Annotated in this window: 23 protein-coding genes and 1 other RNA gene; 8 read left to right on the forward strand and 16 right to left on the reverse strand. The window is 72.5% G+C overall.

The window, feature by feature from the left end; translation table 11 throughout:
* The first annotated feature begins 11 nt into the window (after positions 1-11).
* Positions 12-2405 (forward strand): hypothetical protein, encoded by a 2394-nt coding sequence (locus HNR07_RS11310; RefSeq protein ID WP_184364864.1) that lies wholly within the window; start codon positions 12-14, stop codon positions 2403-2405.
* Positions 2406-2729: 324 nt separating this feature from the next.
* The gene (locus HNR07_RS11315) at positions 2730-5093 is read left to right on the forward strand and encodes a SulP family inorganic anion transporter (RefSeq protein WP_184364866.1); all 2364 of its coding nucleotides are present in this window, start codon (positions 2730-2732) and stop codon (positions 5091-5093) included.
* On the opposite strand, the gene HNR07_RS11320 is transcribed toward HNR07_RS11315, so the two are convergent.
* From HNR07_RS11320 to HNR07_RS11345, 6 genes are all read right to left on the reverse strand, one after another.
* The gene (locus tag HNR07_RS11320) at positions 5042-5191 is read right to left on the reverse strand and encodes a hypothetical protein (RefSeq protein ID WP_184364868.1); all 150 of its coding nucleotides are present in this window, start codon (positions 5189-5191) and stop codon (positions 5042-5044) included. The two genes, HNR07_RS11315 and HNR07_RS11320, sit on opposite strands and share 52 nt — an antisense overlap.
* Before the next feature lie 408 nt (positions 5192-5599).
* Positions 5600-5983, reverse strand: an RNA gene (rnpB, locus tag HNR07_RS11325) — RNase P RNA component class A.
* A 54-nt stretch (positions 5984-6037) separates the two neighbouring features.
* Positions 6038-6679: a histidine phosphatase family protein gene (locus HNR07_RS11330; protein WP_184364870.1), complete on the reverse strand. Its 642-nt coding sequence runs from the start codon at positions 6677-6679 to the stop codon at positions 6038-6040.
* Entirely contained in the window at positions 6676-7437 is a 762-nt protein-coding gene (locus HNR07_RS11335; protein ID WP_184364872.1) for a zinc ribbon domain-containing protein, read from the reverse strand. Before HNR07_RS11335 ends, HNR07_RS11330 begins: the two co-directional genes overlap by 4 nt.
* Positions 7438-7549: 112 nt before the next feature.
* A complete protein-coding gene (locus tag HNR07_RS11340; RefSeq protein ID WP_184364874.1) occupies positions 7550-8422 on the reverse strand; it encodes a Nif3-like dinuclear metal center hexameric protein in 873 nt (290 codons plus the stop codon).
* Positions 8423-8426: 4 nt separating this feature from the next.
* On the reverse strand, positions 8427-9401 hold the full coding sequence (locus HNR07_RS11345) for a helix-turn-helix transcriptional regulator (RefSeq protein ID WP_184364876.1): 975 nt from the start codon (positions 9399-9401) through the stop codon (positions 8427-8429).
* Between the two features lie 62 nt (positions 9402-9463).
* Between HNR07_RS11345 and HNR07_RS11350 the strand changes: the two genes are divergently transcribed.
* The 3 genes from HNR07_RS11350 (at position 9464) to HNR07_RS11360 (ending at position 12794) form a co-directional block, all read left to right on the forward strand.
* Positions 9464-10867: an FAD-binding oxidoreductase gene (locus HNR07_RS11350; protein ID WP_246420265.1), complete on the forward strand. Its 1404-nt coding sequence runs from the start codon at positions 9464-9466 to the stop codon at positions 10865-10867.
* A 181-nt stretch (positions 10868-11048) separates the two neighbouring features.
* Positions 11049-11870, forward strand: coding sequence for an alpha/beta fold hydrolase (locus tag HNR07_RS11355; RefSeq protein WP_184364880.1), 822 nt, complete (start codon positions 11049-11051; stop codon positions 11868-11870).
* 60 nt (positions 11871-11930) lie between these two features.
* Positions 11931-12794 (forward strand): deoxyribonuclease IV, encoded by an 864-nt coding sequence (locus HNR07_RS11360; protein ID WP_184364882.1) that lies wholly within the window; start codon positions 11931-11933, stop codon positions 12792-12794.
* 297 nt (positions 12795-13091) lie between these two features.
* On the opposite strand, the gene HNR07_RS11365 is transcribed toward HNR07_RS11360, so the two are convergent.
* Together HNR07_RS11365 and HNR07_RS11370 are read right to left on the reverse strand one after the other, a co-directional pair.
* Complete coding sequence (locus HNR07_RS11365) at positions 13092-14426, reverse strand: MFS transporter (protein ID WP_184364884.1); 1335 nt, start codon at positions 14424-14426, stop codon at positions 13092-13094.
* 37 nt (positions 14427-14463) lie between these two features.
* Positions 14464-15147, reverse strand: a complete 684-nt coding sequence (locus HNR07_RS11370; protein ID WP_184364885.1) for an ArsR/SmtB family transcription factor — start codon at positions 15145-15147, stop codon at positions 14464-14466.
* Between the two features lie 186 nt (positions 15148-15333).
* On the opposite strand from HNR07_RS11370, the gene HNR07_RS11375 reads away from it, so the two are divergent.
* Positions 15334-15681, forward strand: a complete 348-nt coding sequence (locus tag HNR07_RS11375; RefSeq protein ID WP_184364887.1) for a hypothetical protein — start codon at positions 15334-15336, stop codon at positions 15679-15681.
* A gap of 346 nt (positions 15682-16027) precedes the next feature.
* Positions 16028-18448: a Tex family protein gene (locus tag HNR07_RS11380; protein WP_184364889.1), complete on the forward strand. Its 2421-nt coding sequence runs from the start codon at positions 16028-16030 to the stop codon at positions 18446-18448.
* A 184-nt stretch (positions 18449-18632) separates the two neighbouring features.
* Here HNR07_RS11380 and HNR07_RS11385 read toward each other — a convergent pair whose 3' ends face one another.
* From HNR07_RS11385 to HNR07_RS11415, 8 genes are all read right to left on the reverse strand, one after another.
* Positions 18633-19376, reverse strand: a complete 744-nt coding sequence (locus tag HNR07_RS11385) for a glycosyltransferase (protein ID WP_184364891.1) — start codon at positions 19374-19376, stop codon at positions 18633-18635.
* Positions 19373-19984 (reverse strand): SAM-dependent methyltransferase, encoded by a 612-nt coding sequence (locus HNR07_RS11390; RefSeq protein ID WP_184364892.1) that lies wholly within the window; start codon positions 19982-19984, stop codon positions 19373-19375. Before HNR07_RS11390 ends, HNR07_RS11385 begins: the two co-directional genes overlap by 4 nt.
* A complete protein-coding gene (locus tag HNR07_RS11395) occupies positions 19981-20748 on the reverse strand; it encodes a PIG-L deacetylase family protein (protein WP_184364894.1) in 768 nt (255 codons plus the stop codon). The genes HNR07_RS11390 and HNR07_RS11395 overlap by 4 nt, the downstream gene beginning before the upstream one ends.
* Positions 20732-21157, reverse strand: a complete 426-nt coding sequence (locus HNR07_RS34880; protein ID WP_246420266.1) for a hypothetical protein — start codon at positions 21155-21157, stop codon at positions 20732-20734. The genes HNR07_RS11395 and HNR07_RS34880 overlap by 17 nt, the downstream gene beginning before the upstream one ends.
* Positions 21158-21193: 36 nt before the next feature.
* Entirely contained in the window at positions 21194-21709 is a 516-nt protein-coding gene (locus tag HNR07_RS34885; protein WP_246420268.1) for an acyl-CoA dehydrogenase family protein, read from the reverse strand.
* 64 nt (positions 21710-21773) lie between these two features.
* The gene (locus HNR07_RS11405) at positions 21774-23861 is read right to left on the reverse strand and encodes a xanthine dehydrogenase family protein molybdopterin-binding subunit (protein ID WP_184364896.1); all 2088 of its coding nucleotides are present in this window, start codon (positions 23859-23861) and stop codon (positions 21774-21776) included.
* Complete coding sequence (locus HNR07_RS11410; protein WP_184364898.1) at positions 23858-24847, reverse strand: FAD binding domain-containing protein; 990 nt, start codon at positions 24845-24847, stop codon at positions 23858-23860. Before HNR07_RS11410 ends, HNR07_RS11405 begins: the two co-directional genes overlap by 4 nt.
* Positions 24844-25347, reverse strand: a complete 504-nt coding sequence (locus tag HNR07_RS11415) for a 2Fe-2S iron-sulfur cluster-binding protein (RefSeq protein WP_184364900.1) — start codon at positions 25345-25347, stop codon at positions 24844-24846. Before HNR07_RS11415 ends, HNR07_RS11410 begins: the two co-directional genes overlap by 4 nt.
* A 186-nt stretch (positions 25348-25533) precedes the next feature.
* Between HNR07_RS11415 and HNR07_RS11420 the strand changes: the two genes are divergently transcribed.
* Positions 25534-25737, forward strand: coding sequence for a hypothetical protein (locus HNR07_RS11420; protein ID WP_184364902.1), 204 nt, complete (start codon positions 25534-25536; stop codon positions 25735-25737).
* The last annotated feature ends 2 nt before the right edge of the window (positions 25738-25739 follow it).

The raw sequence follows: 25739 nt of genomic DNA on the forward strand, positions 1-25739 counted from the left end.
AGTGCGTACACATGAACGTCACCGTCATCATCATCATCGCCGTCATCGTCGTGCTCGCCGTCCTCGTGCTCCTCCTGTTGGGCATGCGTGCGCTGAGCCTCGGCTCGAATGAGGACGACTACGACGATGACTACGAGTACGACGACGTCGAGGACCGCGACCGGGACGACAGGCGCGAGGAGCCGGAGGGCGACGAGGCGGCCCCGCGGGGTCGGGCCCGCAGGTCGCGTCAGGGCGGGGGCAATGCGGAGCGGCGCCCCAAGGGCAGGCGGCAGCGCGGGGTGGACTGGGATGACGACGACTCCGACGGGCTCTCCGACAACGACTTCTGGTCCAGCCTGAGTGACGAGGACTCCGGCCGGCCCCGTTCGGGCGGGCGCGGGGGCGCCGAGGGTCACGCGGACGACTACGACGACGGTTACGACGACTACGACGACGAACCCGAGCGGCCGGACCAGCAGAACACGATGGTCATCCAGGACCCGTCGAGCGGGGCCAACGCCCTGCCGCCCGCGTCCGGGGAGCGCGGAACGCCCACCGGCGACTCTGATCTGGCGATGCTGGCCAGCCTGGGCCAGAGCTCTGCGCCCGCGCAGCCGGACCCTGCACCGCGCCACCAGGAGCAGCCTCCGCAGAGGCCCGGGCAGTCCCCGCCGGAGCAGGCCCCGGCGCGCGCGGCGCTGCCGCCCACCCAGGGTCTGGCTCCGGCTCAGCCCCCCGTATCCCCCGTGGTTTCGGCGCCTCGGGAGGACGATCCGCTGGGCCCGGGCAGCTGGAATCCCCAGCGGCCCTCGACCGGAGACCCGTTCGAGGGCCGTGAGCCCCTGCGCCCCGAGGAGCGGCGTGACCCGCTCGCCGGTGGCCCCCTCAGCGGCGCGCCCCTGGGCGACCCGCCGCAGGGCGGTGACGGGCGTTCGCCCTACGACAGCGGGTCGATGAACCGCTCCGACTACCCGCCCCTGGGCAGCGGCCCGGGTTCCGGCGGTGCCGGAGGCAGCGGTGAGCGCCCGGCCTCCCCCGACCCTCTGGACCCGGGTTTCCGGCCGGCTTCGACCGCCGGCGACGAACTGAGCTCACCCATCTGGTCCAGCATGGACACCGGCGCCCACCAGCGCCCGGACCTGTCCTCGATGGGCGGTTACGGCGGGCCCTCCAGCGGCGTGGGCCCGACCGGCGGAACGCTTCCGGGTACGGGTACGGGTGCCCAGCCCGCCCCCGGCCAGCCGATGGGCGGCCCTCACGTGCCCGGGCATCCGCTGCCCGGTGACACCGGCCCCCTGAGCGGCGGCTACTCGTCGGGGTCGTTCCGCTCCGCCCCGGCCTATGACAGCGGTTCGTTCTCCCGCTCCGACTACCAGGGCGGCATGGGCAACGACGGCGGCACCCACCAGCGCAACTCCTTCGACAGCGGCAACCACAACCGACCCGGCTACCAGCCCGGAATCGGCAACCACGGCGGCCCCGCGGGGCCGGAGTACCAGGGCAGAACGGGCGACGACACCGGCACCCACACCCGCCCCGCCTACGACAGCGGTTCGTTCTCCCGCTCCGACTACGACACCGACTCCTTCTCCCGCTCCGACTACCAGAGCGGGCTGGGCGGCCAGAGTGGAAGCGGCAACCACGGCGGCCCCGCAGGGCCGGAGTACCAGGGCAGAACGGGCGACGACACCGGCACCCACACCCGCCCCGCCTACGACAGCGGTTCGTTCTCCCGCTCCGACTACCAGGGCGGCATGGGCAACGACGGCGGCACCCACCAGCGCAACTCCTTCGACAGCGGCACCCACAACCGACCCGGCTACCAGCCCGGAATCGGCAGTCAGGGCGCGCACGGCGGTGGCAACGCGCCGTTGTGGGGCGGCCAGGAGGACACCGGCGGCTTCGGGGCACCAAACCGTCCGACGGTCCCGGGCGGGGGGCAGAACCCCGGTCAGCCCTCGCCGTTCGACCACGGCTCCGCACTGCCGCCGGCCCCGTCCGGCGGCCAGGCCGGTCCGGCCTACTCCACGGGGCCCGGCTACCCGACCGGCGGTTACCCGGCCGGTCAGCTCCGCGGCGACCTCCCCACCGCCTACCCGGGCCACACGCAGCAGAGCGACCCCTACGGCCACCCGTCGTACCCCGCTCAGCAGGGCGGACCGGCCGGGCCCGCCGCCCCCGGCGGGTACTCCGACGTCCTGGGCGGCGGGTTCCCGCCGCAGCCCACGGAACCCGACTACGGTTACCCGCCGCTGGACAGCTGGCAGCCACCGCACGAGAACAAGGGCCAGGGCGGCCCCCGGCAGCAGCAGGGACCGGGCCCCTACGGCCAGGACGGCTACGGCGGACAGGACCCCTACGGTCGCCCCGCCCCGGGCCCGGACTACTACGAAGGCGGCTACGAGGACGGCCGCTTCCGCTAGGGGGCGGTCCCAGCGGCCCCGGTTCGGGCATCGAGGCTCAGGCATCACCACTTCACACATCCGAGGTGGCGGGACAACCCCCGCCACCTCGGTTTTTTCTGTCCTTGTTTGTCCAGGGGACGTGTGAAGTCGGGAAATTGGTTACCAAGAGCACAACAGTATGTAACACATAGTCACCAGCATTGACTACAGTTAGTTACTGACGAAGCACCCTTCGCGGTCCCGTTGTCGTCACGCGTTCAGCCGCGCACCCCCACTTCCGGACACTCCCGTCCACGTGCGCCGACGCATACACATGCCTGGTCCAACCCGAACGGAGTAACCATGCGCAACGACGCCCAGGGAGCACCACCCGGCCGGCAGGAGGCCACCTCCCCGCTGCCCGGGACCCACACGGATCGCAAGGGGATCGCCGCCGACGTCGGCGCTTCCCTCGTGGTCTTCCTGATCGCCGTCCCCTTGTCCCTGGGGATCGCCGTAGCCTCCGGCGCCCCACTGATCGCCGGGATCATCGCCGCCGTCGTCGGCGGTATCGTCGCCGGCCTGGTCGGCGGATCCGTGGTCCAGGTCAGCGGCCCGGCCGCCGGTCTGACCATCATCGTCGCCGACCTGATCATGACCTACGGGTGGCGGGTCACCTGCCTGATCACCCTGCTGGCCGGGCTGGTCCAACTCGCGCTGGGGGCCTTCCGCATCGCGCGGGCCGCCCTCGCCGTCTCCCCCGCCGTCGTGCACGGCATGCTCGCCGGGGTCGGCGTCACCATCGCCCTCGCCCAGCTGCACGTGGTCCTCGGCGGGGCCCCGCAGAGCTCCGCACTGGCCAACATCACCGACCTGCCCCAGCAGATCGCGCACAACCACACCGCCGCCGTCGCCGTCGGCGTCATCACCGTCGCGATCATGTTCGGCTGGAACCGGTTGCCGGCCATCGGCAAGGTTCGGCCGGGGATGGTCCCCGCCGCGCTGGTCGCGGTGGGCACCGCCACCGCCATCGCCACCATGGGTCGCTGGGAGGTGGAGACCGTGGCCCTGCCCGCCTCGCTCTCCGAGGCCTGGAACGGCCCGATGCTGCCCGAGTCCGGCCAGTGGCACGGCATCGCCCTGGCGGTGGCCGCGGTCGCCATGGTCGCCAGCGTGGAGTCGCTGCTGGCCGCGATCGCGATCGACCGCCTGCACAACGGCCGCCGGGTCCAGCTCAACCGGGAGCTGTGCGGCCAGGGCGCGGCCAACACCGTCAGCGGCGCCCTCGGCGGTCTGCCCGTCGCCGGTGTCATCGTGCGCAGCACGGCCAACGTGCGGGCCGGGGCCCGCAGCCCGCTCTCCACCATCCTGCACGGTGTGTGGATCCTGCTGTTCGTCGCCTTCTTCGCGCACGTGGTCGAGCTCATCCCGATGCCCGCCCTGGCCGCGCTGCTCGTGTTCATCGGCGTGCAGATGGTGTCCCTGGCCCACCTGCGCAACCTGCGCAGGCACCACGAGGCCAGCGTCTACCTGGTGACCCTGTTGGGCGTGGTCTTCCTCGGCCTGCTGGAGGGCGTGTTCATCGGCTTCGCGCTGGCGATGATCATGGCGCTGCGCCGCCTGACCAAGCTGACCGTGGTCACCGAGGAGCGGGCCGACCGCGTGCACGTCACCGTGCACGGTTCGCTCACCTTCCTGGGCGTGCCCCGGCTGGCGCACGTGCTGCGCACCGTGCCCGAGGGCGCCAAGGTCGACCTGGACCTGCACGTGGACTTCATGGACCACGCCGCCTTCGAGGCCATCCACGCCTGGCGGGTGGACCACGAGCGCACCGGCGGCAGCGTCGACATCGACGAGGTCCACGAGAAGTGGTACGCGCGCAGCTCCACCAACTCGGCGCCGGTCGCCAAGACGATTCCCAAGGGCCGCTGGTGGGCCCCGTGGGACATGCGCCGGGAATCGGGGGCCGATCTGGCACCGAACCCGCTGGGGCTGCTCACCGCCGGTGCCCGTGAGTACCACGCCGGCACCGCGGACCGGATGCGTTCGGTGATGAGCCGCCTCGCGCACGGCCAGTCCCCGACCGCCCTGTTCATCACCTGCGCGGACTCCAGGGTGGTACCGAACCTGATCACCGCGAGCGGTCCGGGCGACCTGTTCACCCTGCGCAACGTGGGCAACCTGGTCCCCTCGCACGGCAGCTCCGACGGTTCCGTGGGAGCAGCGGTGGAGTACGCGGTCAACGTCCTGCGAGTGCCCTCGATCGTGGTCTGCGGCCACTCGCACTGCGGCGCCATGCAGGCCCTGTCGGAGCAGACGCACCAGGGTCCGGAGGAGGCCCAGACCACCCACATCCGCCGTTGGCTGGCCTACGGCCAGGGGAGCCTGCGCCGGGCCGGCGCGGATCGGGGCGAACTGGCCGGACTGCCCGCCGCGGAGGCGCTGCGCCGCCTGTCCCAGGCCAACGTGGTCGAACAGCTCGGCAACCTCATGGGCTACCCGGCCGTCCGCGAACGGGTGGAGTCGGGTGAGCTGACCCTGTCCGGAATGTACTACGACCTGGAGACCGCCAGGGTGCACCTGCTGGACGCCGGGAGCGGGGAGTTCTCCCCCGTCCAGAGCGTCCAGGACGTGCCCGATCCGGTGCCGCACCCGCGTGGGGGCGCGGCACCGGATCAGCCGTTGGACGAGTCGTCGTCGGGTGCGTCGTCCCGCCCGTCCTGCTGAACACCTGAGGCCTGGTACGCGGCGAGCAGAATGATCACCACGATAGCCAGGATCGGCAGGCCGAAGAGGACCACCCAGAAGGCGGTGGATTCGAACAAGAGTCACCCATTCCCGTGAACGCGGATGCCCCGTCGGGCCGTCGACCCCGGTAAACGTCGGCCCGCGGGCGTTCGCGCTCCGGGAAGCGACCGGGGTACGGAGCGCAGCCCCAATCTACCGGTGCCCCAGGGGATCAGACCATCACCGCCGAGCTGCAACCCCGTACCCGGATCCGGCCCCCTTCTCAGGGATGATCTTGCTACCAGGGGCGAGTTCGGCGCCGAACTTGCCCCTGGTAGCAAGATCACCGGGGGTGAGAGGGTTTCGGAAGCAGCGGACACACACCAGACCGGATTCCGGACGCTCCCACCCGCTGGCACCCGCTGGCACCCGCTCCGTCGTCCCGTCGGCGGGCGCGGGGAGTGGAGTGGAGGGGAGGGGAGGGGCAGAGAAGCGAAGGGAAGAGAGGAGGGAGTCGGCCGGTAAGCCGGATTCTGTCGGTTCTGAGAACCGGACGGTCATCCATCTGGGGCCGCCGTTGCCGACGACCTCGGTGCGGTCTACCCGCGGACTCGGGCGGGCCGCCCTCGAACATCCGCGCGGGAACCCAGAGGTTCCCTTTTTGACCTTGCTCCGGGTGGGGTTTACCTAGCCGATCGGATCACTCCGACCGCTGGTGGTCTCTTACACCACCGTTTCACCCTTACCACCGCGAGCGGTGGCGGTCTGTTTTCTGTGGCACTTTCCCGCGGGTCGCCCCGGGTCGGTGTTACCGACCACCCTGCCCTGTGGAGTCCGGACTTTCCTCGAACCCGCGCTGGACGCGGATCCGCGACCGTCTGGCCGACTCCCCCTCTGCCGGTCAGTCTACCGGTCCCACCGGGGTACGGCGGCCCCCAAGGGCCCTAGGTTCCCAGGTGTGCGGTGTCGTTGAGCGAACGCACCACCTGGGGTCCGTCGGCGTAGCAGTCCACCTCGGTCAGGCACGCGGTATCCAGGTGCATCCGGTACAGCGCGCCGATCGGGGCGAGCATCGCCTGCTGCACGGCGACCTTGATCGGGGTCACGTGGCTGACCACCAGGACGCGGCGGCCGCGGTGGCGCTCCAGGAGGGCGTCGCGGGCCTTGCCGACGCGGCGCGAGACCTCGGCGAAGCTCTCACCTCCGGGCGGGCCCGTCTCGGGGTCGGACAGCCACCGGCCGACCTGCCCGGGGTCGCTTTCACGGGCCTCGGCGAAGGTCAGCCCCTCCCAGGCGCCGAAGTCGGTCTCCACGAACCCCTCGTCCTCCTCGACGGCGAGGCCGAGGAGGTCCGCCGCGTACCCCGCGGTCTGCCGGGCACGCAGGAGCGGTGAGGAGACCACCGCTTCGATCCCCCAACCAGCCAGGCGGCGCGCGGCCGCCTCGGCCTGGGCGTGACCCTCGTCGGTGAGCGGGATGTCCCCGCGCCCGGCGAAGCGGCGTTCCACCGACAGCGGGGTCTGGCCGTGCCGCAGCAGGACCAGGCGGGTCGGCTCGGTGTCCGGCCCGCCCCAGCCGGTGCTCATTCGACGACGGGGGCGGTCAGACCCGACTCCTCGGTGCGCACCAGGATGCGGCGGCAGTCCTCGCAGCGCACGATCTGGTCGGCGGCGGTGGCGCGGATCTCGTTCAGCTCGACGGTGCTCAGCGCCAGCTTGCAGCCGTTGCAGCGGCCGTAGCGCAGCGGGGCGGCGGCCACACCGTCGTACTGGGCGCGCAGCTTGTCGTACAGGGCCAGCAGGTCGGCGGGGATCTCCGCGCTGACCCGCTCGCGGTCCTGGGCGACACGCGTGCGGTCCCACTGGATCTCGGCGGCGGCGGTGTCCCGACGCGCCGTCACCTCGGTGAACTTCGCGACGGCCGCCTCGCGCTCCTCGGTCAGGCGGGCGACCTCGGCGCTGAGCCCCTCGGCCTGCTCCATGACCTCCAGGACGACCTCCTCCAGCTCGGCCTGGCGGCGGCCCAGGGATTCGATCTCCGACTGCAGGTTCTGCAGTTCCTTGGCGTTGGTGATCTGCCCCGACTCCAGGCGCTTGGCGTCGCGGTCGGCGCGGGAACGCACCTGGTCGACGTCGCTCTCGGCCTTGCGCTGGTGGCGCTCGACGTCGGAGGCCTTGGTCTGGGCGGTGATGAGCTCGGCGTCGATGGCGTCGACGCGCTCCTTGAGCTGGGCCGCCTCAGCGATCTCGGTCAGGCTCCGGAGACGGTGGTCCAGACGCTCCAGCTGGGTGTCCAGCTCCTGGAGGTCGAGCAGTCTGGCCTGAGCGGCGGGTTCGGCTTTCACTTGGGGTCTCCTGAGAATCGCGGTTGGGAGGCCGGGGAGGCCGCCCGCGCCCTGTGCAGTTGTGGTGGTCGAGCAGTTGCCACACGTGGTCCGTATGTGCGCTCACTGTGCGCTACACGCGCTGGAAGGTCCGTGACCAGGCATCCGTCACAGTGGTCGACACCCGGATCTCCACGTTAGCCCCATTCGGACCGCCCGTGCGCCCGAGCGCGTCGGACAGGCGGGCGGCTCCGTCCTCCAGCCAGGGCCACTCACTGGCGAAGTGGGCGGTGTCCACGAGCGCGGGCCCGCCCGGTTCCTCGATGAACTCCGAAGCCGGGTGGTGGCGCAGGTCGGAGGTGACGTAGGCGTCGACCCCGGCGGCGCGGGCCGCACCCAGCAGGGAATCACCCGCCCCACCGGAGACCGCGACGGTGCTGATGAGCCGGTCCAGGTCACCGGCCACCCGGATGCCGCCAGCGGTGGCGGGCAGCCCCCGGGCTACCCGCTCGGCGAAGTCGCGCAGGACGAGCGGCTCATCCAGTTCACCGATCCGGCCGATACCGCGCCGCCCCTCGGGGTCGGTGGTGTCGGGCTCCAGCGGGCGCAGCGGTCCGGTGAGCCCGACCGCGCGGGCCAGGGCGTCGGACACCCCGGGCGCGGCGGTGTCGGCGTTGGTGTGCGCGGTGTACAGGGCCACCCCCGAACGGATCAGGCGGTGCACGATCCGACCCTTGGGGGTGTCGGCGGCCACGCTGGTCACCCCGCGCAGCATCAGCGGGTGGTGCGTGATGACGAGGTCGGCGCCCCAGGTCACGGCCTCGTCGACCACGGCGTCCACCGGGTCGACCGCGAACAGGATCTTCTCCACCGTCTGCGCGGGGTCGCCGCAGATCAGACCGACCGCGTCCCAGGAGGCCGCCCACCGCGGCGGGTAGACCTCCTCGAAGGCGGCGGTGACGTCGGACAGGGTGACTGGCTGCGCGGTCGAGGTGTTCACGGCCAAGAGACTAGAGCATTCCCGACAGCCGGGTGGTGACCTCGGCGGGGGCGTCCCACTCGGCGGTCGCCCCCAGGGACAGCACCGCGGCCGTGTACTGGCAGACCAGGTCCAGGGAGTCCGCGCTGAGGCGGACCTCGCAGCGCTCGGGGCCGCGGGGCTCGATCCGGCCGGGCAGGGGCCCGTACAACCGCCCGCGCACCTCTTCCCCGGCCAGGTCCAGAGTCATCGTGACCGTGTACCGGTAGGTGCCCCGGGCGAACAGCCGGGTGAGGAAGGTCGCGGGATCGGGCGCGGGCAGCTCCCGGGGCTCGAAGCGGCCGTGGGTGGGGCGCGCCTCGTGCAGCCGGTCCACCCGGAAGGTCCGCCAGTCGTCGCGGTCGGTGTCGTGGGCGATCAGGTACCACTGGCCGCCGTGCGAGACCAGGTGGTGGGGTTCGACCCGGCGTTCGCTCCGGTTCCCGGCCCGGTCCCGGTAGGTGAAGTCGGTGACCGCGCGGTCGTGGCGACAGGAGGCCAGCACCCCGAGCACGGTCGGATCCGCCCGCTGGGCTCCGGGGTGCCGGACCACGGACGCCGCACCGCTGACCGCCGCCAGCCGGGGGCGCAGCCGGGCGGGCAGGACCCGTTCGAGTTTGGCCAGCGCTCGCAGCGCGCTGTCCTCGAACCCGGTGGCGGTGCTCAGGGCCAGCGCGATCGCCACCGCCTCCTCGTCGTCCAGCAGCAGCGGCGGCAGGTCCTGCCCGGAGGCCAGCCGGTACCCGCCCGCCACACCCGGGGTGCCCTCGATTCGGTAGTCGAGGTCGCGTAGGCGTTCCACGTCGCGGCGCAGGGTGCGGGCGCTGACCCCGAGCCGTTCGGTGAGTTCGGCTCCGCTCCACTCACGGCGGACCTGGAGCAGCGACAGCAGCCGCAGCAACCGCTGCGGCAGGGTGCCCCGCACCGATTCCCCGTCCTCCCGGCCCTCACCACTCCGCTCACTCATGTTTTCCATGCTGCCAGCCATTGCGGCCGGGATGTGACCGCATGGGTTCCTACGGTGGCCGTATGAGCGAGAACAAGGAACAGACGACGGAACAGACACACCTACTCGACCGGCTCCGGGCACGGGTGCGCGGACCGGTGCACGCCCCCGGCAGCCCCGGCCACGAACGGGCCCGGTCCGGGGTACAGCGGGTCGACCGGCACGCACCGGACGCGGTCGTGGAGGCCTCCGACGCCGAGGACGTGCGCGCCGCGGTGGCGGTCGCCGCCGAACTCGGGCTCCCCGTGGCTGCCCAGCGCACCGGGCACGGCCACGGCACCGGCCTGCGCGGTGGAGTCCTGGTGGACACCCGGCGCCTGGACCGGGTCCGGATCGACCCCGGGCACCGCACGGCCGCCGTCGGAGCCGGAGCCACCTGGCAGGACGTGATCGACGCCGCCGTCCCGCACGGGCTTTCCCCGCTCTCGGGCAGCTCACCCGGCGTGGGCGCGGTCTCCTACACCCTCGGCGGCGGACTGAGCCTGATGGGCCGCCGGTACGGGTACGCCGCCGACCACGTCCGAAGCCTGGACCTGGTGACCGCCGACGGGCGCCTGCGACGCGCGGACGCCCACAGCGAACCGGACCTGTTCTGGGCGCTGCGCGGCGGCGGAAGTTCGTTCGGGCTGGTCACGGAGATGGAGCTCGCCCTGTTCCCGGTGTCCCGCCTGTACGGGGGCAGCCTGTACCTGGACGCGACCGACACCCCGCGGGCCCTGGACGGCTGGCGCCGGTGGGCCGAGGGAACACCCGACGAACTCACCTCCGGGGTGTCGGCCGTGGTCTACCCGGACATGGAGGGCGTACCCGAACCCATGCGCGGACGGCTGATCGTCCAGGTCTCCCTGGCCTGGTCGGGGCCGCCGGAGAAGGGCCCGGCCCTGGCCGAGCCGCTGTACTCCCTGGCCCCGGTCCTGATGGACACCCTGCGCGAACTCCCCTACACCGAGTCCGGCGCGGTGTTCGACGACCACGACGACCCGGCCGGTTTCCGCGGTGAGGGGCTCCTGGTGGACTCCCTGCCCTCAGAGGCCCTGGCCGAGCTCCAGAAGCTGGCCGCCGCCGACCGCCCGTTCATGAGCGTGGTCTGGCTGCGCCACCTGGGCGGCGCCCTGGCCCGGCCGCCCGAGGTTCCCGACGCGGTCGGCCACCGGGACGCCGCCTACGCGCTGAGCGTGCTCACCTTCACCGAACCCGACACCGACCGAGCGCGTGCCCTGCGCGCCGAGGCCGCCGCGCTCTTCGCCGACCACACCCGGGGCCGGTCGAGCAACCTGAGTTTCGGCGCGGTGGCCGAGGACGAGGTCCGCGCGATGTTCGCCCCCGACACCCTGCGGAGGCTCGCGCGGATCCGGGACCGGGTCGACCCGAACCGGCGTATCCACACCAACCGTCCGATCGCGGCCCCTGGCACGGGCACGGCCTGATCCTCCACGGGCAGGGCCCGGGCCCGGCCGTGCCCTGCCCGTGGAACTCCACGACCGCACCGGACGCCCTCGCCCGCACCTGCCTTCCGCCGCACCGCGCATCCCGCCCGAATCTCCTTGCGGGCCGCGGCGGGCAGCGCCTAGCGTTCAGGAAAGGTCAACGAGAGCGGGGACGCGTCACATGCGGGACACCACGGTCGAACTCCACGGCCGCACGGTCGCCTACACCGACATCGGCGACCCCGGCGGCACCCCCGTCCTGTTCTTCCACGGTGCCCCGATGAGCCGCCGCAACCTCGGCGACCAGCACGAGGAGTTCGGCGCGGCCGGGCTGCGGGTGATCACCCCGGACCGCCCCGGCTACGGCGGCTCCTCCCCCGCCCCGGGACGCACGCTCACCGACTGGGCCGAGGATGCGGCCGCCCTGGCCGACGCCCTGCGGATCGACCGCTTCCTGGTGGCCGCGCACTCCTCCGGCGGTCCCTACGGGGTGGTCACCGCCGCGCTCCTGTCCGAACGGCTGCTCGGCACGGTCGTACTGGGCGGGGTCACCGACTTCTCGTGGGAACCGGCCTGGGAGGGCTACCGGGAGGACGAGTGCACCATGATGCGCCTGCCCGACGAGAAGTCCGCCCTGGCCTGGGCCGAGGACAACCTCGGCGATCGACCCTCGGACCTGCCCGCACCAGACCTCGAACTGTTCGCCACCCGGCACGTGCCGCACCTGGCCGCCGCGGCCAAGGACGCCTTCGCCCAGGGTGTGGGCGGTTACGCCCAGGACTCCTGGGTGCAGGGCCGGCCCTGGGACTTCGATCCAGCCGCGGTGAAAGCGCCGTTCCTGGTCGCGCACGGAGATCAGGACACCGTGGTGCCCCTGGCTCACGCCACCCACACCGCCGCCCTGGTCCCCGGAGCCGACCTGCGGGTACTGCCCGGCCACGGCCACATCACCGTGCTCTGGGAACTGCCCGCCCTGCTCACCGAACTCCGCGACCGCCGCTGAGGCCCTGTGAGCAGGGGCACGCCCGACTCACCGCCTGCCCGCGCCTAGAGTGGTTCGGCGATGAACAACACCGAAGAGCGACCCCAGTCCCCGGTCGGAGCGCACGTTCCGGTCGCGGGCGGCATGGCCACCAAGGGTCTGGCCTACGCGGAGAAGATCGGCGCCGAGACCGTCCAGGTGTTCGTGTCCAACCCCCGCGGGTGGGCCACCAACGGCGGCGACCCGGCCCAGGACGCGCTGATGCGCGAGCGCGCCGACCTGCCCGTGTTCGTGCACGCCCCCTACCTGATCAACCCGGGCACCCCCAGCGAGGAGACCGCCGCCAAGTCCATCACCTCGATGGAACACGCCCTGCGCCGCAGCGCGCAGATCGGTGCGCTGGGCGCGGTCATGCACACCGGCTCGGCCGTCTCGGGCACCCGCGAGGAAGGGCTGGCCCGCGCCCGCGAACGGCTGCTGCCGATGCTGGAGCGCCTGGGTGAGGACGTGCCCCCGCTGCTGCTGGAGCCGATGGCCGGGCAGGGGCAGGTCCTGTGCGCCACCGTCGACGACCTCGTCCCCTACTTCGAGGCGCTGGACTGGCACCCGAACGTGGGCGTGTGCCTGGACACCGCGCACCTGTTCGCGGCCGGGCACGACATCTCCACCGTCGAGGGAATGCGCCAGGCCCTGGACCGCTTCGGCGAGGTGGTCGGCGCGGACCGGCTCAAGCTGATCCACGGCAACGACTCCAAGGCGCCGTGCGGCAGCAACAAGGACCGGCACGAGAACATCGGCAGGGGCCACATCGGCGCCGAGCCCTTCGCGGAGCTGTTCCGCCACCCGGTGACCGCGGGGATCCCCATCACCCTGGAGACCCCGGGCCCGGAGGGTCCGCACGCCGAGGACGTGGCCACCCTCAAGAAGCTGCGCGCCCAAGCCTGAGCCGCCCGTCCCCTCGGAACGGATCGGCTCCGGCCGGGCCCGGGAGCACCCGGCAGACCGCCCACCACCAGCGCCTGCAGGCGGTCGACCCGGTCCAGCAGCAGCCAGGGCAGGAAACGCGCCACTGTCAGACCGGGCATCAGCAGGGGATCCTGGGTGAGGGCGGCGGCGATCAGCGGCAGGGCCACCGCCAGGAGCCCGTCGCCGAAGTCGGTGGACACCGCCGCCGCCCAGAAGCGGTGGAAGGTGCCGCCGAGCCTCTCCTGGCCGAAGGCCTCGCGGTCCCGGGTTCGGTGGTCACGAGCGGTCCCCTTCCGCTGAGAGCCGGGCAGCGGCCTCGTCGGCCAGTCGCGCGGTGTCGGCGATGATCCTCCGAGCCAGGAAAGTGGTCAGGATGACCAGCACTCCGCCCACGAGGTAGGGCAGGGCCAGGTCAACCCGGCCGAGCAGGCCACCCAGCAACGCGCCGACCGGAGCCAGACCCCAACCGATCGTCTTGCTGGCTCCGGAGATGCGGCCGCGCACCGCGTCCGGGACCACCGTCTGGAAGTAGAGGCTGCCCCCGATGTTGGACACGACCACGCAGAAACTGAATCCGGCCAGGGTGACGAAGGCCAGGTAGGGGCTGTTCATCAGACCGGTCGCCACCAGGAACACCCCCATCCCGGCGTAGCTGACGGTCACGACCGCGCGGCGGCCGAACCGGACCAGGAGTCGAAAGGCCGCGAGCGAGCCGAGGACCCCGCCGAAGGCGGTGGAGAGCAGGAAGATCCCGAACAGCGCGGCCGGAACCCCCAGGTCCTCCCGGGCGTAGAGCACCAGCACGGCCACCGTCATGTTGACGCCGATCATCGCCCCGGCGTTGCAGAGCATGTTGCCGCGCAGGATGCGGTCGGTGAAGACCAGGCGGAACCCCTCGCCGAGCGAGCGGAGGAAGCCCTGCTGTTCCTGGCCGTCAGCGTCCTCACCCTGGTCGGGGCCGGGCGGGGGCACATGGCGGCGCCACACCAGTGGAATGGTGCACAGCAGCACCGCGCACAACGCGTAGGAACCGGCGATACCCAGCAGCGGCGCGACTGCTCCAGCCGTGAACAGGAACCCGGCCACCGGTCGGCCCAGGCAGTCCTGGGCGACGAGGCGGCCGCCCTCCGCCCGGCTGTTGGCGCGGTCCAGCAGCCGCGCGGGCACGAGCTGGACCACGGTGATGCGGCTGGCCGGATCGGAGACGGTCTCGCAGGCGATGACCACGAACATCGCCGCGTACAGCAGCCAGATGGACAGGTGTCCGGTGAACATCGCACCGGCCAGGGCGGCCATGGTCAGCGCCGCGACCGTGTTGGACACCGCCATGGCGCGCATGCGGTGGACCCGGTCGATGAGCAGCCCGGAGACCGGTGCCAGCAGCAGCCAGGGCAGGAAGCGGGTGGCGGTGAGCCCGGCGACCAGCAGGGGGTCCTGGGTGAGGGTGACGGCGATCAGCGGCAGGGCCACCAGGATCATGCCGTCCGCCAGGTTGGTGAAGACCCCGGCGCCCCAGAAGCGGTGGAAGGTCGCGCCCAGGCGCTGGTCTCGCGGCGGGTCGGCGGGGGCTGTGGTCGTGGTGGGTGCGGTGCTGGTGGGTGCGGTGGCCACTGTGGTGCTCCTGAGGGGGGGTGGGTTCAGGTGGCTCTTACTGCGGGGGATCGCCCGCTTCGCCGTTCTCGCTCGGACCCGCCTCCCGATCGGGGAGGTCGGTGAGGTTGGGGAACAGGTCGGTCTGCAGCTCGACCGCCTCGGTGTCCGGGTGCTCCTCGGCGGTGCGCCCCTGGAAACGACGCGCCCATTCCCGGACCAGGGCGTTGATCTCCCCGGCGAACTCCTCGGCCTCCTCGGGGGTCAGCCGCAGGTGGGAGACCGAGTCCTGGTACGCGTCGCTCCAGCGGCGCACCCTCGGGGAGTCGCCGTGCTCCCGGGTGACGCGCCGCCAGCGCTCGGCTCGTTCCTGGCGCCCGCGGTAGTAGCCGTCCAGGACGATCTCGGCGGCCTCGCGAGTGGCGGGGCTGCGCAGGAACCGCGTACCGCTCATGTACCAGCCGCCGGGGCGGACCCGCCACCAGCGGTCGCGGCCGCCCGAGCGCTCGGGATCGGTCTCGACGAACCCGAATCGGGCGAGCTGGCGCAGGTGGTAGCTGGTGGACCCGCTGCTCTCCCCCAGGCGTTTGCCCAGGATGGTAGCGGTAGCAGGTCCCTGAACGGAGAGTTCGTCCAGGATCCGGGCGCGCAGCGGGTGGGCCAGCCCCCGCAGGGCCTCGGCCCCGATCTCCATCGGCTTGGGGTTGGGAGGGCTCTGTTCGGTCTCTTCCTCTTCGCTCATGCCGAAACCGTATCGCAAAGACTTCTTTGCAAACATACTTTTGCAGAGATTTCTTTGGGAAACTTTCGGCGCCGGGTATCAGGACTCCCGGGGAACCCCACCCCCTGGAAAACCGTCCGATGGGCGACAATGGACACGGGTCCGCGGGGATGCGGAGCCCCGGGGAGCAGAGGAGGGTGTCACCGCATGGAACCGTTCTTCATGGTCATCGGGGCGGCGATCGCGGCCGTGAGCTTCTTCGCGGGCCGACGCACCGCCCGGCGCGAGGCCAGGCGGGAACTCCAGCAGCACCAGATCGCGCCCCCGGTCCCCGCCCAGGGCCAGCGCACCCCCCAACCGCTCTGCGGCTGCGGCCACCACCTGGTCTTCCACGACCAGGAGACCAAGCGCTGCCAGACCCAGGTGGTCATCCCCGGCCGCTGGACCGGCCAGGCCAACTCCACCTACCGCCAGTGCATGTGCCAGGGCTACCGCGGCCCGATGCCCGTGGACGAGTACTACGCCCCGGACTACCTCGACGGCACCAACCCCTGATCCCTGCCGACCCTGGCCGGGGCACGACCTGCCCGGATCCCGGCCAACTCCTGTCCGGACCCCGAGCAGGTCCCGCACTCCCCCAGCCGCCCCTCACCCGAATCCCCACCAGCCCCTGTCCGCCCCCGACCGGCTCCCGGCCGGGGTCCCACGCGGGCTCCGCCCGGGCCCCTCCCAGGCCGAGACCCCGACCCGGTTCGCCCCGCCCCGGGACCGAGCACCGGCTATCGTGCGGGAACCTGGAAGCGCGGACAGCGACGCGCCGGGGTGACAACGCCCGCCCGCATCGCGAGAATGTCCGCGCACCGAACAGCCAGAGAGTGGACGTTTACTCGTGAGGACCCCTGTGACACCCACGATCGACCAGCGCATCGCCGAGGAGCTCGGCGTGGGCGCGCACCAGGTCAGTGCCGCCGTCGAGATGCTCGACGCCGGGTCGACCGTGCCCTTCATCGCCCGGTACCGCAAGGAGGCGACCGGAGCGCTGGACGACGCCCAGCTGCGCGCCCTCGAGGAACGCCTGCGCTACCTGCGTGAACTGGCCGAACGCCGGAGCGCGATCCTGGAGTCGATCCGTTCCCAGGGCAAGTTGGACGACGAGCTGGAGGCCCGCATCAACGCGGCCGACTCCAAGGCCCGTCTGGAGGACATCTACCTCCCCTACAAGCCCAAGCGCCGCACCAAGGCCCAGATCGCCCGCGAGGCCGGTCTCGAACCGCTCGCCGAGGGCCTGATCGGGGACCCGAACCAGGACCCGCAGGAGGCCGCCGCCGCCTACGTGGACGCGGACAAGGGTGTGGCCGACGCCAAGGCCGCCCTGGACGGGGCCCGCGCGATCCTGGTGGAGCGCTTCGCCGAGGACGCCGACCTCACCGGCACGCTGCGCGAGCGCCTGTGGGAGAAGGGCCGCCTGGGCTCGACCGTCCGCGAGGGCAAGGAGGAGGCCGGGGCCAAGTTCGCCGACTACTTCGACTTCTCCGAACCCCTGACCGCGCTTCCCTCGCACCGCGTCCTGGCCATGTACCGGGGTGAGAAGGAGGAGGTCCTCACGCTCAACCTGGAGCCGGAGGAGACCCCCGAGGCGGGCCCCGACGGCACCGTGCCGCGCAGCACCTACGAGAACGCCATCGCGTCCCACTTCGAGATCGTGGACCGGGGCCGCCCCGCCGACCGCTGGCTCCAGGACACCGTGCGCTGGGCCTGGCGCACCCGCATCCTGGTCCGCCTGGACATCGACGTGCGGATGCGCCTGTGGCAGCAGGCCGAGGACGAGGGCGTCAACGTCTTCGCCGCCAACCTGCGCGACCTGCTGCTGGCCGCCCCCGCCGGAAGCCGCGCCACCCTGGGCCTGGACCCGGGTCTGCGCACCGGGGTGAAGGTCGCCGTCACCGACCCCACCGGCAAGGTCGTGGCCACCGACACCGTCTTCCCGCACGCGCCGCGCCGCGACTGGGACGGGGCGATCGACAGCCTGGCCCGGCTGTGCGCCGCGCACGACGTGGAGCTGGTCGCCATCGGCAACGGCACCGCCTCGCGTGAGACGGACAAGCTGGCGGGCGACCTGATCAAGCGCCACCCCGAGCTCAAGCTGACCAAGGTGATGGTCTCGGAGGCGGGCGCCTCGGTCTACTCGGCCTCGGCCTACGCCTCCGAGGAGCTGCCGGACCTGGACGTGTCCCTGCGCGGGGCCGCGTCCATCGCCCGGCGCCTGCAGGACCCGCTGGCCGAGCTGGTGAAGATCGACCCCAAGTCCATCGGTGTCGGCCAGTACCAGCACGACCTGGCGGAGACGAAGCTGTCGCGCTCGCTGGACGCCGTGGTCGAGGACTGCGTGAACGGTGTGGGCGTGGACGTCAACACCGCCTCGGTGCCGCTGCTGACCCGGGTGTCGGGCGTGACGTCCACCCTGGCCCGCAACATCGTCGCGCACCGCGACGCCCACGGCCCCTTCCGTACCCGTGAGGCACTGCGTTCGGTGCCGCGGCTGGGCCCCAAGGCGTTCGAGCAGTGCGCGGGCTTCCTGCGGGTGCCGAACGGCGACGACCCGCTGGACGCCTCCGCGGTGCACCCCGAGGCCTACCCGGTGGTGCGGCGCATCCTGGACCGAGTCGGTACCGACCTGCCCTCGCTGATCGGTGACAAGAAGGCGCTGTCGGGCATCCGCCCCGAGGACTTCGTCGACGACAAGTTCGGTCTGCCCACCGTCACCGACATCCTCAGCGAGCTGGACAAGCCCGGCCGCGACCCGCGTCCCGCCTTCACCACCGCAACCTTCAAGGAGGGCGTGGAGAAGCTGAGCGACCTGGAGCAGGGCATGATCCTGGAGGGGGTGGTCACCAACGTGGCCGCCTTCGGCGCGTTCGTGGACGTGGGCGTGCACCAGGACGGGCTGGTCCACGTGTCGGCTCTCTCGCGCAAGTTCGTGGAAGACCCGCGCGACATCGTCAAGCCGGGCGACATCGTCAAGGTCAAGGTGCAGGACGTCGACATCCCGCGCAAGCGGATCTCGCTGACCATGCGCCTGGACGACGAGGCCCCCGCTCCCGGCGGCCCAGACCAGGGCGGCCGGAACCAGGGCGGACGTGGCAACCGCGGCGGCCAGGGCGGTGGCGGTGGGCGCAGTGGCCGCGGCGGCGAACAGCGCCGGGGCGGGGGCAACGGCGGCCAGAACCGCGGCGGTCGCGGTAACGGTGGACGCGACAACGCTCCGGCGCCCTCGGGCGCGATGGCCGACGCGCTGCGCCGAGCAGGTCTGACCAAGGGCTGAACCGTCATCGGGTGTAGGGAAGGGGGCGCGGGGCGCGACCCCTCCGCCTCCTTCCTCCCCGACCTACCCGCGGAGGCTCCGAGGGCGGGCGGGGTCGCCGACACCGTGAGCTCGCTGACCGCCTACGTGGTGGACGCCGAGGACGACAGCCCCTCGGCCCCGCCCCAGGAGCCGCGCCAAGACCTCAACCCGGGCCCGGGGCCCCTCGGTTCGTCGCTGCCCCGAAACGGCGGGGACCCGGACCGCTGAACGCGCCCAGGTGGTCCCCGAACCCCCCGACCACGCGGGAGGCCCGCCGGGCAGAGGTCACCACGGCCAGGCCACGGGGCCGACTCACCCGGTGGCCACCGGCCACCAGCGCGTTCACCAGGGCGTGGTCCTCCGCGCAGGCCAGCGCGGGGAACCCGCCGCAGGCCAGGTAGGCCGAGGCTCGGACCCCGATGTTGGCGCCGTGCACGTGCGGGTGTTCGCGGGTGCGCGCCACCGGGTAGGTACGGGCGAAGCGCTCGGCCAGCCACGGCGGGTGCTCGGACCAGTCCCGCACCTCCACGGTGCCGACCACCGCGTCCGCCGTCCGGGCCAGGGCCAGCTGCGCGGGGATCCAGTGGGCGGGTACCAGGGTGTCGGCGTCGGTGGTGGCCAGCCACACCTCCTCCGGTGCCCAGCCGCGGGTCAGTTCCAGCGCCCGTGAGGTGCCCGCGCGACGGGCGGCGCCCACGTTGCGGTGGGCCACCTCGACGACGTGGGCGCCCTCCCTCCGGGCGAGGACCGCGGTGACGTCGGTGCAGTCGTCGGCGACCACGACGACGTGGCGGTCCCGTTCGGCCACCCCGCTCAGGCGCAGCGACGCCCGCACCGCTCGCAGACAGGGCACGATCGAGCGCGCCTCGTCGTGGGCCGGCACCACCACGGCGACCGCGACGGTCATACCAGCCCCTCCCGCTCGGCCACCGATCGCGGCGGGCCCGCCCCGGCGCCCTCGTACACCTGGAGCAGGAAGTCCCGCTCCTCGTGTTGCACCGTCCGGACCAGGTCGGTCCGTGCGCTGGCCCAGCGGTGCACGTCGTCGCCGGAGCGGACGTGGTCCTCGACCGGGTGCCGCCAGTGCACGGCGACGAGCGTCCCCTCCGCCGCGAGCGAGTCCACGGTCTGCTTCAGCAGGGTCTCCAGGTCCCGGTCGTCGAAGTAGTAGAGCAGCTCGGACAGGACCACGAGGTCGAAGGCACCCTGCGGCCAAGCGTCCGGCACCCTGGCCCGGGTCACCTCCACATGGGGGAGGTCGGCCAGGTCCGCGCGGGCCCGCGCCGCCGCCTCCGGTGCGCCCTCCCAGGCCAGGATCTCGTCACAGCGGGCCGCCAGCCCCCGAGTCAGCACACCGATCGCGCACCCCGGTTCGAAGGCCCGCGCGTACCGCTCCCGGGGCAGGCTGGACAGGGTCAGGTCGCGTTTGCGCTGTTCGTACCAGCGGGTGCGAAACCCCCACGGGTCCTGGGACCCCGCGTACACGGCATCGAAGTACGCGTCGCCGACGCTCACCGGAAGACCACCTCGTGCTCGCGTGAGAAGTGGGCGAGCATCCCGGGAGTCAGGACAGCCCGGTCCTCGGGGCGGTCGCCGAGTGGGGCGGCCTGGGTGGCGAAGGCACCCACCGCGCTCTCCTTCAGGTGGACGACGTCGGGCGCGAGGTCGATCCGGTACGCCCGCGACCAGGGCACCGCCTCATCGTCGGGTTTCGCCCAGTGCCACATCCACACCGGGTAGGAGAGCAGCCGCGTCTGCCGACCCCGGAGCGCGGCACGGGCGGCGCGCCCCGTGGCCTCGTGGTCGGGGTGCAGGTCGCCCTCCCAGGGAGCCACACACAGATCGGCTTCGGCGCACAGGACGGCCAGGTGCTCGGTGAGCTCGCCTTCGTGCGCGGTCACCTCCCCGTCGGGAAGGCCCAGCCGCCGGACCTTGGCACCGCGCGCCCCCAGGGAGGACAGGGCGCGCCCGCGCTCCGCGGCCCGTGCGGCCACCAACCCCGCTCTGGAGAACGCGTTGCTCCCCGGGTGAGACCCCTCTCCGTCGGTCACGGCCACGACCGTGACGTCGGCGCCCTGGGCGGCCAGCAGGGCAAGCCCTCCCCCGAAGCCCAGGGTCTCGTCGTCGGGGTGTGGCGCGACCACCACCGCCCGCGTGATTGCGCTCAGTTCCAGGGCCGGAAGCGTCTCCAGAGCGCCCCACTCGCGCCAGAGGCGCTCAGGGGTTCCCTCGGCGTCGATCGGGTGCACGTCCTCGTGGGTGTCACCATCGGAGGCCATGTGTGTCCCCCTCCTCTCCCGTGGCCCGGCCTCCCAGGGCTGCCAGGTCACGATCGGCGTGGTGTTGACGCAGGTAGACCGCGAGGTCGGTCGCGGTTCGGGCGTAACGGACATCGCTGGCGAGCGGCCCCGCACCCAGGGCCTCCCCGGTGTTGCGCAGGACGTCGCCGCACACACGCGCGACTACGGCGCGCACGCGCTGGGTGCGCAGGGCCGCATGCCCCTTGTGGTCCAGCGGGTCGGCATCGATCTCCTCGGCCGCGAGTTCCAGCACCGCGCCCGCGGCGTGCAGGTCGCGGTCGACCGCTCCGAAGGCAGTGCGGGTGTGGGCGTCGGCGGAATCCCGGGCGGCGCGTTCGGCCAGTGGCGCGGCCACGGCCAGCGCGCCGCCGAACCAGCACGCGGCCACGCCCGCGCCGCCGTGGTGGAATCCGGGCCGTTCGGTTTAGGCCCCGGGAGTTCCCAGAGGCTCGGCGGGTACGTCGTCGAAGCTGAGTGTCAGGGTGTCGCTGGCAGCCATGCCCGCGCTGGCCCACGTGTCGGGAAGCGGTTCGGCCCGGCCGGTGTCCACCGTGAACAGCCGCCGCCGGCCCGCTTCGGTCTCGGCGCTGACCAGGGCGTGGGTGCAGGTGTGCGCGCCCGAGCAGAAGGGTTTGGTGCCGTGCAGGCTCCACCGGCCGTTGGAGGGCACCGCCCGAAGGACGGTGCCGGGCGGGTGCGCTGCCCACACGCCCCACACCTGACCGGGTGCGGGCGGCGGACCACCGAGTTCGGCCAGGATGGCGACGGCGTCGGCGTGCCCCTCCGCCAACCGGGCCAAGGAGAGGTCGCGTTCGGCCAGGCGGCGCAGGCAGCGCCAGCGCTCGCGGGTGCGGCCCGCACCCGGCAGGGGGAGATCGAGCTCCCCGGCTCCGAGGGCCCGGATGAGCTCCTGCGCGACACTGGACCCGTGTCCGTGCATGTTCCCCTACCCCCCTGCTCGCCCTGTTGCCCCGTCCGCACAGCTCGGCCCCCGGGTTCCCCGGTCAGTTCAAGAAGCGGTCCGGGGTCAGCGGCAGCCCGCGCACCCGCACGCCCGTCGCGTGGTGGGCGGCGTTGGCAATGGCCGCGGGCATCCCCACGATGCCGATCTCACCGACCCCCGCCGCGCCCATCGGGTTCAGGTGCCGATCGGTCTCCTCCAGCCAGTGCGCCTCCACCGCGCCCACGTCGGCGTTGGCGGCCACGTGGTACCCGGCCAGGTCACCGTTGACCACGTGGCCGAAGCGCGGATCGACCACGCCTTGCTCGTGCAGGGCCATCGACAGCCCCATGACCATGCCGCCCACCAGCTGCGAACGCGCCGTGCGCGGGTTGATCACCCGCCCCACCGAGTACACGCCCAGCATTCGCGGCACACGCACCTCTCCGGTGTCCGCGTGTACCCGCACCTCGGCGAAGTGCGCGCCGAACGAGTACATCGCGTAGCGCTCCAGGTCCGGGTTCTCCGGCGCCGCCGCACGGGCGCGTGCCCCCGGCTCGGGCTCCTCGCCGTGCTCCTCCCGGAAGGCTCGGGCGGCCGCGTGGACGGCCGTCCCCCACGAGGAGGTCCCCGAGGAACCGCCCGCGACGGTGGCCCTGGGCAGGTCCGAGTCACCGATCCGCAGCCTCACCCGCTCCACGGGACAGTCCAGCGCCTGTGCGGAGATCTGGGTCAGCACCGTCCAGGCTCCCGTACCGATGTCCGCCGCACCGATGGACACCGTGTAGCGGCCGTCGTCGGCGTACTCGATCTCGGCCACCGATCCCGGGTTGGTCAAGCGCGGGTACACCGCCGAGGCCACCCCGGTGCCCACCAGCCACTGGCCGTCCCGGTGCGGTCCGGGCGAGGGGTCGCGCCCGTGCCAGCCGAAGCGTTCGGCTCCCTCACGCAGGCACTCCACCAGGTGGCGGCCCGACCACGGCCGCCCCGTTTCGGGGTCCGTACCGGGTTCGTTGCGCACGCGCAGTTCGACGGGATCGATCCCGCATGCCTGGGCCAGCTCGTCCATGGCCGTCTCCAGCGCGAACATGCCGGGCGCCTCGCCGGGGGCGCGCATCCAGAAGGGGACCGGCACGTCCAGGGCGGTCAGCCGGTGCGAGGTGGCGCGGGCGGGCGCGGCGTACATCATCCGCGAGCACAGCCCGCTCAGCTCCGCGTACTCCTTGGTCCGGGAGGTCAGCTCGGTGACGTCGTGCGCCAGCGCACCCAGGCGTCCGCCGGAGTCGGCGCCCAGCCGGACGCGCTGGACGGTGGGCGGGCGATAGCCGGTCAGGCTGAACATCTGCCGCCGGGTGAGAGCCAGTTTGACGGTGCGGCCGGGCAGGGCCCGGGCTGCGAGCCCGGCCAGGACGTTATGCGCCTTCGCTGAGCCCTTGGCGCCGAAACCCCCGCCGACGTGGGGCGCCACCACGTGCACGTTCTCCGGAGGCAGGCCGAAAACGGTGGCCATCGCCGCTCGGACGGTGTGTGGGCCCTGGGTGGAGTCGTACAGCGTGAGCCGGTCGGGGAGGGTCTCCCAGAACGCGACCGTGCAGTGCGGCTCCATCGGGTTGTTGTGCTCGCGGGGTGTGCGGTAGGTCTGGTCGACCACCACCACGGCCCGGGCCAGGGCGGCGTCGACGTCCCCTTGGCGGGTGTCGGCGGGCACCCCGGTGTCGGCCTCGTCGGGTGTGTACAGGTCCTGGTGGTCAGGGCGCAGGACCGCGTCATGGAACCGTTCCTCGTAGTCCACGCGCACCAGTGCGGCCGCCTCCCGTGCGGTCTCGGGGGTCTGGGCCGCGACCGCGGCGACGATCTGCCCCCGGAAGGACACTTCCTCACTCTGGAGGACGGCCAACTCCGCATCCTGTGTGTCGGCCAGGCGCGGCGCGTTCTCACTGGTCAGCACGGCGTGCACGCCTTTGAGGAGTTCGGCGTCGGCGGTGTGCACGGCGGTGACGCGCCCCCGGGCCACGGTCGAGAGCACGGGGTGCAGGTACAGGGGTTCGGCGGTGGGGTGCTCGTAGGCGTAGGGCGCGGTGCCGGTGACCTTGGCGCGGCCCTCGACACGGGCCATCGGCTCGCCGACCGCCGGGGGCCGTGGTGTGCTCATCGAGCCTCCTCGGTGAGTTCGCGCAGGACTGACGCGAGTGTGTTGACGGCCAGCGGCACCTTGTAGGCGTTGTCGCGACCGGTGCGCGCCTGGGCGAGTTCGGCGTCGGCCGCCACGTGGAACGACTCCTGCGTCACGGGTCTGCCGCGCAGCACCTCCTCGGCCCGATGAGCCCGCCAGGGAACGTGGGCCAGTCCGCCGAAGGCGATGCGGGCGTCGACGAACTGGCTGTCGCGCACCTGGACCAGCGCGGCCACGGAGACCAGGGCGAAGGCGTAGGAGGCGCGCTCGCGGACCTTGCGGTAGGCGGAGCGGGTGTCCTGGACGGGGGGCGGGAGTTCGACAGCGGTGACGAGCTCGCCGTGGGTCAGGACGGTGTCCCGATCCGGTGCCGCGCCGGGCAGCCGGTGGAGGCCTTCGAGTGGCAGTACGCGTTCCCCGTCGGGGCCCAGCACCCTGACCCTCGCCTCCAGGGCGCACAGGGCGACCGCCATGTCGGAGGGGTGGGTGGCCACGCAGAACTCCGAGGCGCCCAGGACGGCGTTGTCACGGCCGTGGCCTTCCAGAGCGGAGCAGCCCGATCCGGGCTCTCGTTTGTTGCAGGGGGTGGTGACGTCCTGGAAATACGCGCACCGGGTGCGCTGCAACAGGTTTCCGCCGGTGGTCGCCATGTTGCGCAGCTGACCGGAGGCCCCGGCCAGCAGGGCGGAGCTGAGTACGGGGTAGCGCTGGCGAATGTCCGGGTGGGCGGCCAGGTCGCTGTTGGGGGTCCCGGCGCCGATCCTGACCCCGCCGTCGGCCAGGGTCTGGACCCGGTCGTCGAGGGCGTCGCGCACGTCGACCAGGGCGGTGGGCGCGGTCAGGCCCAGTTTGAGGTGGTCGACGAGGTTGGTTCCGCCGGCGAGGTAGCGCGCTCCGGGGTCGGCGGCCACCGCGGCGACGGCCTCGGCGGCGCGGGCGGGGCGCGCGTAGTCGAAGGGCCTCACCCGGCGGCCTCCCGAATCGCGGCGACGATGTTGGGGTAGGCTCCGCAGCGGCAGAGGTTGCCGCTCATGCGCTCGCGGATCTCGGCGTCGTCGAGTTCGACGGCGGCGGTCAGGTCGGCGGTGACGTGGCTGGGCCATCCCGCCTTGCCCTCGGCCAGCATCCCCACCGCGGAACAGATCTGTCCTGGGGTGCAGTATCCGCACTGGAAGCCGTCGTGGTCGATCATCGCCCGGGCGAGCGGATGGAGTTCTCCCCGGTCCGCCAGACCGGCGGCGGTGGTCACCCGCGCCCCGTCGTGGGCGACCGCCAGAGCCAGGCAGGCCAGGATCCGGCGGCCCTCCAGCAGGACGGTGCAGGAACCGCACTGGCCGTGGTCACAGCCCTTCTTGGGCGAGGTCACTCCCAGCCGGTCGCGCAGCGCGTCCAAGAGCGTGGTTCGGGTGTCGACGGTGAACGAGTGCTCCGTACCGTCCACGTACAGGGTGATGGTGGTGTCCAACGGTGACGACCTTCCGCGGCGCGGCCCGGCCCCGGTCAGGGCCTTCGTCCACTCCTCGCCTAACCCGGCGCGGGTGCGCCGAAACCAGGTTTTGCCCGCTCTTGCCCTGTGCACGGAACAGGATTCCCACACCCGATATGTCAGCTTGACTTGACACACCTAGGAATGTCAGCTCAGACTGACATCATGAACACCTTTCCCGCACCCTACGAGGCAGCCGCCGAGGACCCCGAGACCGGACTGCGCGCTGCCCTGGCCCTGCGCCGTCTCGCCGAACGCGTCGAGGCCAACCAGGTGGCCGCCGCCCGCCGGGCGGGTTGGTCCTGGCAGCAGATCGGCAACGCTCTCGGGGTCACCCGGCAGTCCATCCACACCAAGTACGGCAGGTGAGT

This window comes from Nocardiopsis metallicus (assembly GCF_014201115.1).
Classification (GTDB): domain Bacteria; phylum Actinomycetota; class Actinomycetes; order Streptosporangiales; family Streptosporangiaceae; genus Nocardiopsis; species Nocardiopsis metallicus.